Here is a 15,716-nt window from a genome sequence, read left to right as displayed (position 1 = left end):
TCCATAAATGAAAATGATGAATCACGAATCACAGAAAACATCGCCAGAAGATTCAGGGTTCAGGGGAGATGCTCCAGCGGGAGTTTAGCGCCAGCGAGATAGCAGTTTTCCGCGCCTGCGGGATCAAAGCGGTAGAGACGAGCGGGTCTCCCCTGCCCCGCCTGCTCGTAGCTGCCGGTTTCACTGACAAGATGCTGGCTGAGCACAAGGCGGCGAAAGTTTTGTTTGTGCATCGGGCGACCTGCAAGGCCTTCCATAGTCTGCTGCAACTGAAGGAGAGTGAAATGTGCAGGCAAAAGGTCGAAGACGGCCGGAGTATAGCGGATACGGGCACGGATGCGGGACATGGCGGTGGCAAGCACGCGGCGATAATCATCATCCATGCAGGCACTGTCCAGGATCATGCTGCCAGGTGTGCGGGATTCCGTGACCATACCGGCTTCCCACAGGAGTTCGTAGCGCTGGAGGACAAGTTCGTCGTTCCAAAGATGTCCATCGAGGCCGAAAGCGACGGCGCAGCGGCGGCGGCGATGAGTATGGGCATCAGCCCATGCACGGATATGCGTGATGATACGGGACAGAAGAGGACAGACCTCACTGGCGCGACGATCTTCCCAGGGAAAATAATCGTAGACCGGTCGCCAGTCGCCTTCGGCGCTCCAGGTGTTGGTGAGAGCCATATAAGAGATGCGGACAAGGCGACCGTCGTCGTCGTTCAGGCCATCGGCAAACGTGTAGAGCTGTTCGATATGGCCGAGATGAAAGCCGGTTTGTTGTTCGACCCAGGCGCGGAGACCTTTCTGAAGTGAACGGTGACCCGATTTCAGAGGCCCGGAAGGGAGAGACGCACCGCTTCGAAGTGTCAGAATATGGGGATCACCGTTTTTGACGGTCATGAGAACCGCGACAAGGTCAGTTCTGCACAGGCCTGGGTCGGTCATAAGGTGTCGGGGTCACTCGGTCGGCTGGTTGCGGAATGCGGGGTTTGTATCGTGGGGGTGAGACCACGGCAACCAGTGACAGAAAGTGCATTCCTTTAAGAGGCTGTTTCAAAAGCCTCATTGCCGGGCGAGAATGCCCCCTGAGGAGAATGACCGGCGTGTGTTTTGAGCACAGAAACGGAGCGGTCGCGCGGGCCGTGAGCATCGAAACGCAGAAAACGCGCGTCGGATCGCCGGCAGAGGGGCTTTTGAAAGGATCTGTTGTCGTTGCGTGCTGGCTCCTTCCCAGGGCTTTGCCCTGGAACCCACCAAAGGTCACAGACCTTTGGAAACCATTTTATTATAAATCAATCGGGGTGCAGGGGCCGTCGTGCGCAGCACGCCTTCGCGTGACGGTCCCTGCCGGGTCCGGGCTGAGCCCGGTCTTCCGCCAGCTCGTTGAAAAACCACAGATCAACACGCAACGCTAACAGAGCCTCTTGAAACAGCCTCTGAGAACCATCGAGCTACGCTACGTCTGTGTGGCCATCGTGGCAGCAGGTCCGACAAATCATTGCCAGTCCGAAGGGGCAACTATGACCGGCTGACTTTATCCCGGATTTAACTGACGATCTGCATTCTGATGGAAGCGGAGCGTTTGACGACATTGATGGCCACTTCCTCACCAGTGCGGACGATATGAACGGACAGCGATTCCCCGCCAACGGCGAGGTTGAACAGTGTCATGGAGTCTATGGATTCCGGCAGTCGTGGACGTGTGAATTCGACAGTGACGGTTCCCGGATCATAGCGCAGGCCGAGGACAGCCTGAAGCAGGGCGGGCAGGGTTGCGGCGGCCCAGGCCTGGGGCGAGCAGGCAACAGGATAGCGAACCGGCCCTTCAGAGCGGGATCTTGAAAAACCACAGAACAGCTCAGGAAGCCTGCGGAGATCGGTGTAGAGAGCGGCATCGAAGAGAGCCTGGAATACGCGGATGGCTTCCCGGCGATATCCATGACGAGCGAAGCCCATAGCGATCAGGGCATTGTCGTGAGGCCAGACGGAACCATTGTGATAGGCCATAGGGTTATAACGAGCTTCTCCTTCGGGAATAGTGCGAATACCCCACCCTGAGAAAGAGCTGCGGTGCATCAGCCCCTCGACCACTTTCGAGGCGCGTGCGGCCGGAGCGATATTGGTGAGCAGAACATGGCCGGCATTTGATGAGCGGACGGCGCATTGCTGTTTTTTTCCGTCCAGAGCAATGACGTACGTGCCGATATCGTTATTCCAGAAGGTAAGATTAAAGGCGACACGCAGGGCATCGGCTTTCTCATCCTGGTGAGCGGCATAAGCAGTCTGACCAAGACGACGGCCAATCTGTGCGGCGGCACGGCGAGCTGCGTAGACATAAGCCTGGACCTCGCACAGAGCGATGGGTCCTTCCGCGAGGGTTCCGTCTGCATGGAAGATACTGTCGTAGCTGTCTTTCCAGCCCTGGTTTGCCAGACCGTCCTTGTTGCGCCGGTTATATTCCACAAAACCGTCGCCATCACGATCTCCGAAGCGTTCGATCCAGTCGATGGCGCGGGTAACATGAGGCCAGAGTTCACTGAGGGTCCCAACATCGCCTGTGCGTTCGAGATATTCGCCTGCCAGCATGACGAAAAGCGGGGTGGAATCGACAGAGCCGTAATAGCGACGGAAGGGGATCTCTCCCAGTTCGGCCATTTCACCAAGACGCACTTCATGCAGGATTTTCCCCGGTTCGGCGTCAGCCTGGGGATCTTCTTTATCAGCCTGGTTGAGGGCGAGATATTTCAGCACACCCTTTGCAATCAGCGGATCGAGCCACAGGGTCTGCATGGCAGTGACGAGGGCATCCCGACCGAAGACGGTGCTGTACCAGGGAACGCCGGCATAGGGGTATGGGCCGGTCTTTTTCTCAGTCAGCAACATATAGATGTCGCAGATGCAGCGGCGGATAGCCTCATTGAAGATTTCGTTCGACGTTGCAATAGCTGTGGCGCGTGATGAGGCGAGACGCAGAGAGCGACGGGCGGCGACGGCGCCCACCAGGAAGGCACGATTGGGCGGCAGGGTGCTGCAACTTGTGGGATCACACTGGACTTCGATATGAATAAGGATTTTCTCGCCCGGAGCTATGGAGAAATCGTACGTTGCGTGATCTGAAGAAAGGGTTTTCGGTTTTGGTGAAAAGAGTATCCGGGTTGTGCGGATACGGTCATCCAGCCCCCGATAGGAAAGATTGACGTCACATTCGCCAACCGCAGGTTCGAGGTTTTCACCGCGTTTCTTCCGCTTCATGCCCCGGGCTTCGAACAGGTCCGCAAAATCCGCGAAGAAACGCAGGTCACAGGAAATATCGTGTGGTCTGACATCGAAATTTCTGATTTCGATACGCTCAAAACATTTACCCTCCCACAGGAAGCGGGAGCGCAGGACGTGCAGAAGATCATGGGTCAGGCGTGTGCCGTCGTCCAGGGTGAGCGTTTCATTGGTGAGGTTGACCGACAGCATCACATTGTTTTCGCGCACGACGGAGGAAAGCAGCACGGGGCGCTGTTCTCCTATACGAAACGTGAGACCGGAGAGATAACGTGTATCGCGGTAATACAGCCCGTCTGCGATATCCTGCCCCCAGAGAATGTCGCCGGTCTGATCGAAAACACCGAACAGATCCCCCTGCTTGAGTGCGTGGATGCGACGGCTGGAAAGCAGGGAGCTTCCGGCTGGCGAGAACTCGTCAAGCTCCGACGGCACAGGTTGCGTGGAAGTGACAGGACCTTTTGACGGAGGGGCAGCAATAGATATCACATCGCCCTGCAGGGGCGCCGCGTCCTGGAATTCTGTCATGGGGCCGTGTCTCCCTGTTATCTTCCTGAGGAATGCTGCCCACGGGGTCTGCTGCGGGATTATCCTTGTGGCCGATTGTCGTTGAGCACCCGGGAGCGGATGACCGCAGTCATGAACCTGAACGCCCGACGGCGATCACAGTACCCTGCCATCACGAAAATTTTTCTTTAAATTTCCGTACCTGACAGGCTGTTCATACGTTTCTGAAAAGTTGTTTTCCGGAGACGCCTTATGGCAAGCATTCACAAACCGCAGAGCGCAGCGGAGTGGGCTACGGTTCTTGTAGCCGTTCTGCTCGTTCTGCTCGGACTTCCGCTTCTGATCATGGGCGCGCAGCTCGCAATGATTGGCGGTTCCTTTTACTATGTTCTTTTTGGTGCGGCGCTGATTGCGGCGGGCGGGCTGATGCTTACGGGCTCGGTGAACGGGGCTCTCCTTTATCTGGTCGCCTGGGCGCTGACCTGGCCCTGGGCGTTCTGGGAGGTCGGTCTGGATGGCTGGGGGCTGCTGCCGCGCCTGTTCGGTCCAACACTGGTGGCCATTGCTGTTGCTCTGACTGTTCCGGTTCTGCGCCGCATTGGCGGCACCACGATATCGTCCGGTCGGAGCATGGCATGATGCGCAGGATACCACTTCTGACGGCGACGATCCTGTGTGGACTTGGCGCTGTTTCTCTGGTGACAGATGACGCGGCATTTGCACAGACTCCTCCAAGCGAAAGCGCACCGGGGCCGGGCAATGCGACAACCGGTCGTGATTCGGAGAAGAGTTCCGACAAATTCGCGGCCCCCTCCCCTGATGCGCCTCAGGCGCCAGGCGTCAATGCAGCGAATATTCCGGATGGACCGCCTGCGGAGCCGGGTGAAGCCACGCCTGCTGTGGAGCAGGTCACCGGCAATCCTGTACATGATGACTGGCCGGCTTATGGCCGTGACACCAGCGCCACACGCTATTCCCCGCTGGATCAGATTACACCGGAAAATGTCGGACGCCTGAAACGGGCTTTCGTGTATCATACCGGCAGTAAGCCGGCGCCGGGGCAGCTCAACAAATGGGCAGCGGAAACAACGCCGATCAAGGTAGGTGACGGACTCTATACCTGCTCCGCGATGGACGACATCATCAAGCTCGATCCGGGCACCGGAAAAGAGATCTGGCGCCATAATTCCGGTGTGAAATACGATAGCATTCCGTATACGGCGGCCTGTAAGGGCGTGGTGTATTATACGTCTTCGACGGTACCGGAAGGACAGCCCTGTCATAATCGGATTCTTGCTGCGACTCTCGACATGCGCCTGATTCAGGTTGATGCCGCGGATGGCAGGCTCTGTGAGGGCTTTGGCTATCACGGGCAGGTTAATCTGATGAAAGGCATGGGCGAGTCTGTTCCGGGATTTGTCTCCGTAACCGCACCTCCGCCGATCGTGAATGGCGCAATCGTGGTCAACCATGAAGTTCTGGACGGGCAGCGGCGCTGGGCGCCTTCGGGTGTGATCCGGGGGTATGATGCCGAGACGGGACGTTTTCTGTGGGCCTGGGATGTGAACCGTCCTGACCAGCACGGCGAGCCGCAGCCAGGAGAACATTACAGCCGTGGCACCCCGAATTCCTGGGCGACGATGACGGGCGATAACGAGCTTGGTCTGGTTTATGTTCCGACCGGCAATTCAGCGGCGGATTACTATAGCGCGCTCCGATCTCCGGAGGAGAACAGGGTTTCGTCATCCGTTGTTGCGATCGACGTCAAAACGGGTTCACCGCGATGGGTCTTTCAGACTGTGCATAAGGACGTCTGGGACTATGATATCGGATCACAACCCACATTGCTGGACTTCCCGGGGAAAGACGGACCGATACCAGCCCTGATCATGCCAACGAAACGGGGACAGACATTTGTTCTGGATCGCCGGGATGGTAAACCGATCCTTCCGGTGGAAGAGCGACCGGCTCCGACGGCAACAGACGTGCCGAATGATCCGCGTTCACCCACTCAGCCCTGGTCCCCGGGGATGCCGCGGCTTGGCGTGCCGGAGCTCAAAGAGACCGATATGTGGGGCATGTCGCCGATCGACCAGCTCTACTGTCGTCTGAAATATCGCCGGGCGAAATATCAGGGTGAGTTCACCGCTCCCGAAATCAGTCGGCCCTGGCTGGAATATCCTGGTTATAACGGCGGCAGTGACTGGGGCAGCATGGCCTATGACCCGAAGGCCGGAGTGCTGATTGCGAACTGGAACATCACACCGATGTATGACCAGCTTGTAACTCGCAAGAAGGCGGATGAACTGGGTCTCATGCCGGTGGACGATCCGCACTTCAGTCCCTCAGGCGGCGGAGCGGAAGGTGCCGGTGCGATGGCGGACACGCCTTATGGTATTGTCGTTTCTCCGTTCTGGAACGAGTTCACGCACATGATGTGCAACAAACCGCCTTACGGGATGATCACGGCCATTGACATACACACGCAGAAAGTTCTGTGGCAGCATCCGCTGGGCAGTGCGCGGGCAAACGGGCCATGGGGTCTGCCGACACATCTGCCGCTTACCATTGGGACACCGAACAATGGTGGTCCGGTCATAACCGCCGGAGGCGTGATCTTTGTTGCTGCGACGACTGACAATCTGATCCACGCCTTCGACGCAAAGACAGGGAAAGAACTATGGAGCGATGTTCTGCCAGGCGGAGGACAGGCAACGCCGATGACATACGAGTATAACGGCAAACAGTATGTCGCCATCATGGCGGGCGGGCATCATTTCATGATGACACCGGTCAGTGATGCGCTGGTGGTCTACGCCCTGCCTGATGGGGGATAGTTTCCGGCTTTCAGTTATCAGCCCTCTCTGGTCTTCTCGGCCGGAGAGGGTTTTTTTTGACGGCCGTTCAGGAGGACGCGGCAAACAGGATCTGTCGGTCCGATACGTCCGACGGCGTGAAAAGAGAGTCCAGGGGCCTGCGGTCTTTTCCGGGCACACAGTCCGCACGTACGACAACATTAATTTCGTGATGGATAATGTCTTCGATACGAAGCCACAGTTTCCCGATACAGATGACACTACGCGATATTGGAAAGTCACAGAAATCATCAGCTTTGACAGTCACGCAACCTGCGTTCCACCGTCGCTTAGTCTATTGCAGAATCAAGCCCCTGTTACTGTTGCCGGGGCTGCTCACTGTCACACGCATCCGCATGTCACAGATCGGTGAGATCGACACAGATCGGGCGGTGATCGGAAGGACCGTATGCGAAGGTGCAGGCCCCGGTCGCAGCCATATTGCGCACGAGGCAGCGGTCGATCCTCAGGGGTGCGAGGCCATACATCCGGTGTGTTGAGCGGCGCGGGCCGACATCGTGAAAGCCAGGCAAACGGACTGGTCCGAGGGCATTGTAATCCCCCATGATGATTTTCAGATCCGGATACGCCCTGAGGAGAGAACGGAGCTGGCGGCGATTGGCGAACTGGCCGTGATCGAGATGGACATTGGCGATTTCGAGACCGTTCTGATGGATGATCAGGGCGCCCCGCAGGGCGATCTTGCGGAGAATTGCGATGGGGACATCCAGCTGTTTTCCGAGCGGCAGAATAAACTCGTCTGACTCAAAGGGTGCAGGACTCCAGGCCGCGGGACCATTGTTCCGCTCCGGAGCTGTGATTCGCCTGTAATGACCGCCGGCCAGCTGAGGAAGCGCATCCATCACCGACGTGGCTTCCTGGAGGAGAACGAGATCCGGCTGGAGGGCAGTGATGAGTCGACTGACATTCCCCGGGCGCGCATGACCATGCGCCCAGACATTCCAGCTTAGTATGCGCAAGACTCCACCTTTCATATGGCATGATGGCCAGAGCAGGGTCGCTGATTTGCTGATTTTGTAAAGAGGCCCGAAGTCCGAAGCCCTGACCGTGCCGGCCCTCGCCACGTGAGAATGGCCGGGGAATCCACCAGCCTGACAGGTCTGTGGCCGTCAGGTGATTCGAAAATGCGTTATCGTAGCAGGATTGAAAGCATCAAGATCGTCTGGACAGCGTGAGAAGAGAAACTGGCCATCGGTGACGACTGGCTGATCGACCCAGGTCGCCCCGGCGTTTTTGAGGTCGGTCCGGATTGCGGGCCATGATGTGACCGTAAGCCCGCGCAGTGCACCGGTTTCAATCAGGGTCTGCGATCCGTGGCAGATCGTGGCGACAGGTTTTCCGGCATCAATGATATCCCGGACGAATTGCACGGCCGTTTCATTAACACGCAGTTTGTCCGGAGACGCGACACCGCCGGGCAGAAGCAGGGCGTCGTAATCGCTGGCAACAGCATCTTTGACAGCCAGATCGGCTTTCAGTTTCCCTGATGGATAGATATCGCTTTTGACTGCCTGAAATTCTCCCTTTTCGAGAGAAATAACGATAATTTCGGCACCCGCTTTTTTCAGCGCCTCCACGGGGGACGTCAGTTCGATTTCTTCGGTACCGTCAGTGGCGAGAACAGCTATTTTTCTGGTCATGACATCACTCCTTTATCGACCATGGCGGTCGGTGTTGTGACCCGCATTCAGTATTTTGCGGGATGCATGTCGGGACACAACGCAGCGTGACACGGGATGGTTCGTGCAGGGCAGCATTTAGCAGCGTGCAGATGAAGCGTTTCAGGAGGTCGTTCTGCTGGTCGGGCGGCACGATGTGCAACGGGACGACCGAGTTGATCCTGGATGTCGCGTGGATCAGCTTCTACCTGCGCGAAAGTCGTTTCTTCCGCGCAGGAACGCCGTTTTCAGGCTTTGAGCGCTTTTTTCAGACGGGTGTCGATTGTGTCGAGGAAGGGCTGCGTGTCGAGCCACTTCGTGCCGTTGCCGACAAGACCGGCCAGATCTTTCGTCATCTCACCGGCTTCGACGGCTTCGACGCAGACGCGTTCGAGGGTGTCTGCGAAGTTGACGACCTGGGGGGTGTCGTCGAAGCGTCCGCGATAGGCCAGACCGCGCGTCCAGGCGTAGATTGAGGCGATCGGGTTGGTGCTGGTCGGACGACCTTTCTGGTGCTCGCGGTAATGGCGGGTCACGGTGCCGTGAGCAGCTTCTGATTCGACGATGGTACCGGTCGGGTCGAGCAGGACAGAAGTCATGAGACCCAGACTGCCGAAACCCTGCGCGACAATATCGCTCTCGACGTCGCCATCATAGTTTTTGCAGGCCCAGACATAGCCGCCGTCCCATTTCAGGGCGGAAGCGACCATGTCGTCGATCAGACGGTGTTCGTAGGTCAGGCCGAGTTTATCGAAATCGGCTTTGAACTCTTTCTCGTAGATCGCCTGGAACACATCCTTGAACATGCCGTCATAGGCTTTCAGGATTGTGTTCTTGGTTGAGAGATAAACAGGCAACCTGCGGTCGCGGCCGTAGCTGAGCGAGGCGCGGGCGAAGCCTTCGATGGATGCGAGGGTGTTGTGCATGCCGAGCGCGACGCCGGGGCCTTTGAAGTCATGCACGTCGAGCGTGATGGGTTCACCGCCACCGTCGGGCACGTAATTCAGAGTCACCTTGCCGGGGCCGGGGATTTTTGTCTCGGCGGCGCGGTAGATATCGCCATAGGCATGACGACCGATGACGATGGGTTTGCTCCAGTGTGGCACCAGACGAGGCACGTTGGAGCAGATGATCGGCTCGCGGAAAATGGTGCCGTCGAGGATATTGCGAATGGTACCGTTGGGCGAGCGCCACATCTTTTTGAGGCCAAACTCTTCGACACGGGCCTCGTCGGGGGTGATGGTCGCGCATTTGACGCCGACGCGATATTTTCTGATCGCTTCGGCGGCTTCGACGGTGACTTTGTCATCTGTCGCATCGCGATGTTCGATGCCAAGATCGTAATATTTCAGATCGATGTCGAGGTAGGGAAGGATCAGGCTGTCCTTGATAAAGTGCCAGATGATCCGGGTCATTTCATCGCCATCGAGTTCGACGACCGGGTTTTTTACTTTGATTTTTGCCATGGGCGGAACTGGCTCCCCGTTTTTTGTTGTTGTCGCGAACATCTCATGGTGTCGCGGGAAAGGTCTCTGGCACTAGCACGGAGGAACAGGGAGGCCCTATGGTGTACCTGCCGTTATCTGTTCACGATTACGATAGGAGTCATGCGGCAGTTGAATAGGAATTACCCATCAATAAAATTTGAGAAACATAAATTACATCACAACTAAAATTTACAGGGTGCGAGATTTTTTAGGATTAATAGTAAAAATTTTATTCAGATTAATAACCTCATCTCGTATATAGATAAAAATTATTGTACATTTATATGATTTTGTATTTTTTATTTACAATATTTCCCGGCATTGTAATACTAACCAGCGTTGAGGCTGATACACTGAAAAAGAGTCCTGGAGCTCCGCCAAAGGTCGCAGACCTTTAGAGTCCGCTTTATTAGTCAACAGATCGGGGTAAAGGGGTCTGCGGTCCTTTCCGGATGCGGGCCAAAGCCTGGACTTCTTTATGACGGTCAATCTTTATGCCAGAGCATGCCCCCTTAATCCGGTTCATAACCTGCGGCTGCGCAGAAGCCGGAGCGTGGCCCCGGCCAGTTGATCACCTTTCCTGCACCAGGCCTGTGTGTGTAGGAAGATTATCCATCACGACGATATCACCCGGTGTCAGCGTCGGTATGAGAACCTGTTCGACACAGATCTGAAAGATTGCGCCGTTATGAGACCATTATGCACGAAGGGCGCGGTCATGCCTGTCAGACGCAGCCCACCGGTGAAGGTCGTGGTTTTCCAGTGGCCGTGCGGCATACCGGCCCGACACCGTTCCCCGCGTAAAGCGCGACCGCGCAAGCTGGCCATGTTCGCGGAGAGGCTGGTTTCGTCGATGAACACAGGCGCTGCGGATCTGGGTCGGGCTGGAGATCAGACCAGTCCTGCCGTCGAAATCCCCACCCCGAACCGGGCCGCCACCGAACGGGTGGACGCGCCCGAAGGTCATCACTCAATGCTCGCGCCATCACCGTCTCCATCAATGAAAACGGTGAATCACAATTCGCTTTCAGTGTCACCACAACGATCCGGAGTTCAGTGGAGACGCTCTGGCTGAAACCATCCGACCGGAACGACCCTATCGGTATGTCCTCTCTTTCCAGGCCATACAATGCCGGTAGAAGGCCTCAGTCCTGGCAACCTGCCCGCGGGGATCGAAGGACGCCAGATCCCAGATCTGCTTTGGGCGGCGCCGCAACATCTCCAGCCCGGCAGCCATGACAGCCGGCTCATCCGGCGGCACCATGCACTCCGGATGTGCTCCCAGAATGTCCGGCACCCCACCCGCGTTCGTGGCGAGCACCGGCAGACCGGCCGCCATCGCCTCCAGAAGAACAAGACCAAACGGTTCACGGCGAGACGGAAGAACAAATGCATCGAGCCCCGCCAGATCAGACCGCAATGCGGTGCGAAAACCAGTAAAGATGACATTCGGGCCAGCTTTGACCTGAAGCGCTGCCCTGGAGGGACCGTCTCCAAACAGAATAAGTGCAGTATCCGGCAAATCCGCACGGGAAAAAGCATCAAGCAGCGTATCGAAGCCCTTTTCCGGGATCATCCGCCCGGCGGCACCGAGAAGAAATGTGTCCGGACCCAGACCGGTTTCCGAGAGAAGTCGCTCTCTGGCGCCCTCCGCCGGACCCGCCGGACACGTCCAGTTGGCGATCGTCTCAACAGGCCCGGGAAAGCTGGCGGGAATGCCGGCCCTCTGCCAGTTCGCGATACAGATCAGACCGTCATGCCCGCCATAGGCACGGCGCGCGAACCCACGATGGAGCGTTGCCACAACCGCCGGCCCGGCACCACCCGGAAGAAATCGCCGGAGCGGTCCCCTGTGCAGCCGGTTCAGCACACCGGCCCGAAAACTGGCAGCCCCGACGTGAGTATGAATGACATCCGGACGCCAGCGTCGTGACAGACCGATCAATGCGGAAAGATATCCGCCCCGCCCCGCCCGGATAACCCGAACCGGCGGAGCGAGATGCGGCACCAGATCTCCTCCGGTCAGCGAGTCGCGGGTCTGACGGGCAACGAGGACAGTGACCTCGTGATGTTCTGCCTGCATGCGGGCGAGTTCGCTGAGATAGCGCTCCGTACCGGCAAATTCGTGGGTCAGAATGCAGTGAAGGATACGCAACGAACAGGAACCTTTCCTGAGTCGCCCGCCGCCGGAAGACGCAAAGCAACCCTTTATCAATCTTTGACCGGCAGTCTGCCCGTGAAGGGAGCGCCTCGCCAAATGGACAATACGACCTATATCGCGCTGTCACGCATGGACACGCAAATGCGTGCGATGAGCGTTCTGGCCAATAATCTCTCCAATGCGGACACGCCCGGCTACAAAGCCAGCCATGTCCTCTTTTCAGACTATCTCGTCACGCAGAAGGGCGATCACACGGCGGCAGGAAGCTCCACGGAGGCCTATAATCAGGACCGGGCGACCTGGCGGGATTTCACCCAGGGCACCCTGCAGCAAACGGGCAATCCGCTTGATATCGCCATTACCGGAGAAGGCTTCTTCTCGGTGATGACTGCTCAGGGCGTGCGGCTCACCCGCAACGGCCGGTTCCAGCGCCTTGCGGATGGTCGTATCACCGACGGCGCCGGCAACACGCTCCTGGATCGCACTGGCCAGCCCGTGCAGCTTCGCCCGGAGGACCGGACGATCAATCTCGCTTCCGACGGAACGCTTTCAACGGAAAACGGCGTGGCAGCAGAAATCGGCCTTGTCACGGTAGACAACCCCTACACTCTGTCCGGTGAAGGTAATCAGGTTTTTCGCGCGACCACGCCAACACGCCAGATGGACACCAAGGAACTGCGCCAGGGCATGGTCGAGGGCAGTAATGTCAACGCCATGACCGAGATGACGCAGCTCGTCCAGTTGCAGCGCGACTTCGAGGTCGCATCCAATCTTGTGGAAAGCGAGTCGACGCGTCGTCAGAACGCAATCGACAAGATCACACAGCTCCAGTCCTGAACTGATACAGACGGAAATTCACCGATATGATGCGTTCTCTCGACATCGCCGGCACCGGCATGCAGGCCCAGCAGACGAATGTTGAGGTCATTTCAAATAATATCGCAAACATGACCACGACAGGCTTCAAACGCCGCCGTCCCGAATTTCAGGATCTGATTTATCAGGACATGCGCCGCGCCGGCACCATGAGTTCCGACAGCGGCACACTCGTTCCCGCCGGAGCTCAGGTCGGTCTCGGTGTCCGGACCGCGGGCATCTACCGGATCAACGAACAGGGCACGCTGGAGCAGACAAGCAACAGCCTTGATCTCGCAATTGAAGGGACCGGCTACTTTCAGGTTACACTGCCTTCCGGTGAATATGCCTATACGCGTGACGGCACATTTTCTATGTCTGACACGGGACAGCTCGTCACGGCGGACGGATATCCGGTAAGCCCCGGCATCACGATTCCGAACAACGCCCAGACCATCACAATCGACCAGACCGGTCAGGTGCAGGTCACGATCTCGGGCCAGACGACCTCAACGGTCGTCGGGCAGCTTCAGATGGCGACATTCCAGAACGAGAACGGTCTGGCGGCAATGGGTCAGAACCTTTTTACCGAGACACAGTCTTCCGGAAACGCCATCACCGGAACCGGACAGAGCGTTGGCTTCGGCAGTATCCGCCAGGGCTATGTCGAGGAATCCAACGTCAATGTCGTGACGGAAATTACCGATCTCATCACCGCCCAGCGGGCCTATGAGATGAACAGCAAGGTGATTACAGCCTCCGACGAGATGCTGCAGACGCTGACAGGATTGAAATGAGCCGTCTGCCGCAGTATTTCCTGCCGGTTTTTGCTCTCGGCCTCTGCCTGGCAGCTTTGCCATCGGATGCTGCAACGCTTCGTAAAGCGGCGATCCTGCACCGCGCGCAGGTGCGCCTCTCCGATCTTTTCGCCGACCTCGCTCCGGGGCAGGACTGCGACCTTGGGCCGGCCCCGGCACCCGGGCAAAGCCAGATCATCGACGGAGCACAGCTTGAAGCGATCGCGACCCAGTTCGGCATCGACTGGCCTGATGCGTCTGACACGGCACGCGTCAGGCTCACCCGCGCCGCGCGGACCATTACCCGCGATGACATCATGCCACTCATCACGGCAGAACTGAGAAAACGCGGCGCTCCCGAAAACGCCATACTCGATATCCCGAATTTTTCCGGTCCGACCATTGCCGCCAGCCAGGACGAGACACCGCACTTAGCAAATGTCGTCTACGATGCCTCGCATGGACGATTTTCAGCCTACTTCACCGTCCCCTCCGACGAGGGAATATCGTCCTCTTTCCGCGCAGATGGCACGGTCAGCGCGCAGATCGACGTGGTGACAGCGCTTCATGACCTGTCACCTGGCCAGATCATAAGCCGTAACGATCTTGATGTGATCAATGAAGATTCCCGCACACTCCCGGCGCGGACGATCAGTGATCCAGCTGCTGTCGTCGGCCAGACCGCACGTCACACCATCTCCGCCGGCAGCCCGCTGACACCTGATCAGATCATTCACGTTGATCTCGTCGAAAAAGGCGCGCCCGTCATTCTCGATATTTCATCCACAGGACTCCATCTGACAGCCAGCGGCATTGCCGTCGATTCAGGGGCCTTAGGAGAACGTATTCATGTTCTCAATCCCACATCACGCATGATCGTGGTCGGTCAGATCATTGACCGCACGCGCGTGGAAGTCCTGCCAGGCAGCACACCGATGCCGGCAGACCAGCGCGTTCTGCGGGTTGCGGGAGTCAGGTCACAACGAAACATCTGAAATTTCCATTTCCGGATATTACATAGTTAATGAAAAAATCTTCTGTTATTCTAAGCGTTCTTTTTTTATCGGGCTGTAACAGCTTCGGAAGCATGACTGAGATTGGTCATCCCCCCAGCCTCACCCGCACGCAGGACCCGACGCGTGATACCAGCTATCGCCCGGTTACAATGCCGATGCCGCCACTCCAGCCGCCACCAGCCGAAGTCGCAAGCCTGTGGCGACCAGGCAGTCGGGCATTCTTTAAGGATCAGCGCGCATCACAGGTCGGAGACCTCGTGACCGTCATTGTCGATATTACCGACAATGCCACAATGATCGACAATACGAGCGCCACCGGTTCCGGCAGCGAGGCGATGGGGATGCCAAATATTTTAGGCTTTCATGGAAAGGCAATTTCGCGTCTGACCAGCTCAAGCGCGTTGTCAACGTCAAGCAGCAGCGGCAATACCGCCGCCGGCCGGATCAGCCGGAACGAAACGGTGACCGTTCGTGTCGCAGGAACGATCACACAGGTTCTGCCGAACGGAAATTTCGTCGTGGTCGCCCGACAGGAAGTCCGTGTGAACAGTGAATTGCGCGAATTACAGGTGACAGGCGTCGTGCGCCCGCAGGACATCACCGCCGACAATACCGTCACGCACGATCGAATGGCCGAAGCCCGCATTTCTTATGGCGGTCGTGGACAGCTGACAATCCTGCAAACACCGCGCTACGGCCAGCAGATTCTGAACTCGATCGCACCTTTCTGATGTGTGATTTCTCAGAGACTCATATCAGGAACAACCTTTGCCCGGTGAGAGACTGGCGGGGCTCTGCCCTGGAACCCGGCAAAGGCGAGCCTTTGCAAACCATTTGATTATCAACAAATCAGGGTGCAGGGACCTGTTGTCCCTGCCGGGTCCGGGCTGAACCCGGATGCTCTCATCCACAGGTCAGTCTTCACAGCCTCCGGTATAAGGGATTTCTCACTATACCGTTCGGTCTGCAAAGGTTCTGTTAGAGCATAATCCGATCAGTCTGGTTCATATCCGGCGGCGGTGAAGCACGCTGCGGCCTGGCGATGAGAGATATCGTCAATTGCTCCACAGACGGTATTTTGAAGAGCGTC

The 15,716-nt window shown here is 57.4% G+C and carries 12 protein-coding genes and 1 pseudogene; 6 read left to right on the top strand and 7 right to left on the bottom strand.

From position 1 onward, the window contains the following. Positions 1–59 precede the first annotated feature (59 nt). Together GOB85_RS10565 and GOB85_RS10560 are read right to left on the bottom strand one after the other, a co-directional pair. On the bottom strand, positions 60–941 hold the full coding sequence (locus tag GOB85_RS10565) for an NUDIX hydrolase (RefSeq protein ID WP_173577457.1): 882 nt from the start codon (positions 939–941) through the stop codon (positions 60–62). Between the two features lie 600 nt (positions 942–1,541). Beyond that, positions 1,542–3,797 (bottom strand): amylo-alpha-1,6-glucosidase, encoded by a 2,256-nt coding sequence (locus GOB85_RS10560; RefSeq protein WP_173577456.1) that lies wholly within the window; start codon positions 3,795–3,797, stop codon positions 1,542–1,544. A 231-nt stretch (positions 3,798–4,028) separates the two neighbouring features. Here GOB85_RS10560 and GOB85_RS10555 point away from each other — a divergent pair, with 231 nt between their 5' ends. Together GOB85_RS10555 and GOB85_RS10550 are read left to right on the top strand one after the other, a co-directional pair. Beyond that, positions 4,029–4,415, top strand: a complete 387-nt coding sequence (locus tag GOB85_RS10555; RefSeq protein ID WP_173577455.1) for a glycerol dehydrogenase — start codon at positions 4,029–4,031, stop codon at positions 4,413–4,415. After that, on the top strand, positions 4,415–6,613 hold the full coding sequence (locus tag GOB85_RS10550; protein ID WP_173577497.1) for a pyrroloquinoline quinone-dependent dehydrogenase: 2,199 nt from the start codon (positions 4,415–4,417) through the stop codon (positions 6,611–6,613). The genes GOB85_RS10555 and GOB85_RS10550 overlap by 1 nt, the downstream gene beginning before the upstream one ends. Positions 6,614–6,990: 377 nt before the next feature. On the opposite strand, the gene GOB85_RS10545 is transcribed toward GOB85_RS10550, so the two are convergent. The 5 genes and pseudogenes from GOB85_RS10545 to GOB85_RS10525 form a co-directional block, all read right to left on the bottom strand. Next, entirely contained in the window at positions 6,991–7,611 is a 621-nt protein-coding gene (locus GOB85_RS10545) for an endonuclease/exonuclease/phosphatase family protein (RefSeq protein ID WP_173577454.1), read from the bottom strand. Between the two features lie 150 nt (positions 7,612–7,761). Next, on the bottom strand, positions 7,762–8,292 hold the full coding sequence (locus tag GOB85_RS10540; protein WP_173577453.1) for a type 1 glutamine amidotransferase domain-containing protein: 531 nt from the start codon (positions 8,290–8,292) through the stop codon (positions 7,762–7,764). A gap of 266 nt (positions 8,293–8,558) precedes the next feature. Beyond that, positions 8,559–9,776, bottom strand: a complete 1,218-nt coding sequence (locus tag GOB85_RS10535; protein ID WP_173577452.1) for an NADP-dependent isocitrate dehydrogenase — start codon at positions 9,774–9,776, stop codon at positions 8,559–8,561. 616 nt (positions 9,777–10,392) lie between these two features. Beyond that, a pseudogene (locus tag GOB85_RS10530) lies at positions 10,393–10,735 on the bottom strand (transposase); the annotation flags it as partial. Positions 10,736–10,893: 158 nt separating this feature from the next. Beyond that, positions 10,894–11,952 carry a glycosyltransferase gene (locus tag GOB85_RS10525; RefSeq protein WP_173577451.1) on the bottom strand — a complete coding sequence of 353 codons (1,059 nt, stop codon included), beginning with the start codon at positions 11,950–11,952 and terminating at the stop codon, positions 10,894–10,896. 102 nt (positions 11,953–12,054) lie between these two features. Here GOB85_RS10525 and flgF point away from each other — a divergent pair, with 102 nt between their 5' ends. From flgF to flgH, 4 genes are read left to right on the top strand one after another with little or no spacing between them, the layout of a single operon-like run. After that, positions 12,055–12,795, top strand: a complete 741-nt coding sequence (gene flgF / locus GOB85_RS10520; protein ID WP_173577450.1) for a flagellar basal-body rod protein FlgF — start codon at positions 12,055–12,057, stop codon at positions 12,793–12,795. Positions 12,796–12,824: 29 nt separating this feature from the next. Next, positions 12,825–13,610 carry a flagellar basal-body rod protein FlgG gene (flgG, locus tag GOB85_RS10515; RefSeq protein ID WP_173577496.1) on the top strand — a complete coding sequence of 262 codons (786 nt, stop codon included), beginning with the start codon at positions 12,825–12,827 and terminating at the stop codon, positions 13,608–13,610. Beyond that, complete coding sequence (flgA, locus tag GOB85_RS10510) at positions 13,607–14,605, top strand: flagellar basal body P-ring formation chaperone FlgA (protein ID WP_173577449.1); 999 nt, start codon at positions 13,607–13,609, stop codon at positions 14,603–14,605. Before flgG ends, flgA begins: the two co-directional genes overlap by 4 nt. Positions 14,606–14,634: 29 nt before the next feature. Continuing rightward, the gene (flgH, locus tag GOB85_RS10505; protein WP_173577448.1) at positions 14,635–15,357 is read left to right on the top strand and encodes a flagellar basal body L-ring protein FlgH; all 723 of its coding nucleotides are present in this window, start codon (positions 14,635–14,637) and stop codon (positions 15,355–15,357) included. Positions 15,358–15,716 lie beyond the last annotated feature (359 nt).

The sequence above is a fragment of the Acetobacter fallax genome, assembly GCF_011516735.1.
Taxonomy (GTDB): domain Bacteria; phylum Pseudomonadota; class Alphaproteobacteria; order Acetobacterales; family Acetobacteraceae; genus Acetobacter; species Acetobacter fallax.
The sequence above is the reverse complement of the archived record's forward strand: the minus strand, read 5'-3'. Positions and strand labels throughout refer to the sequence as shown.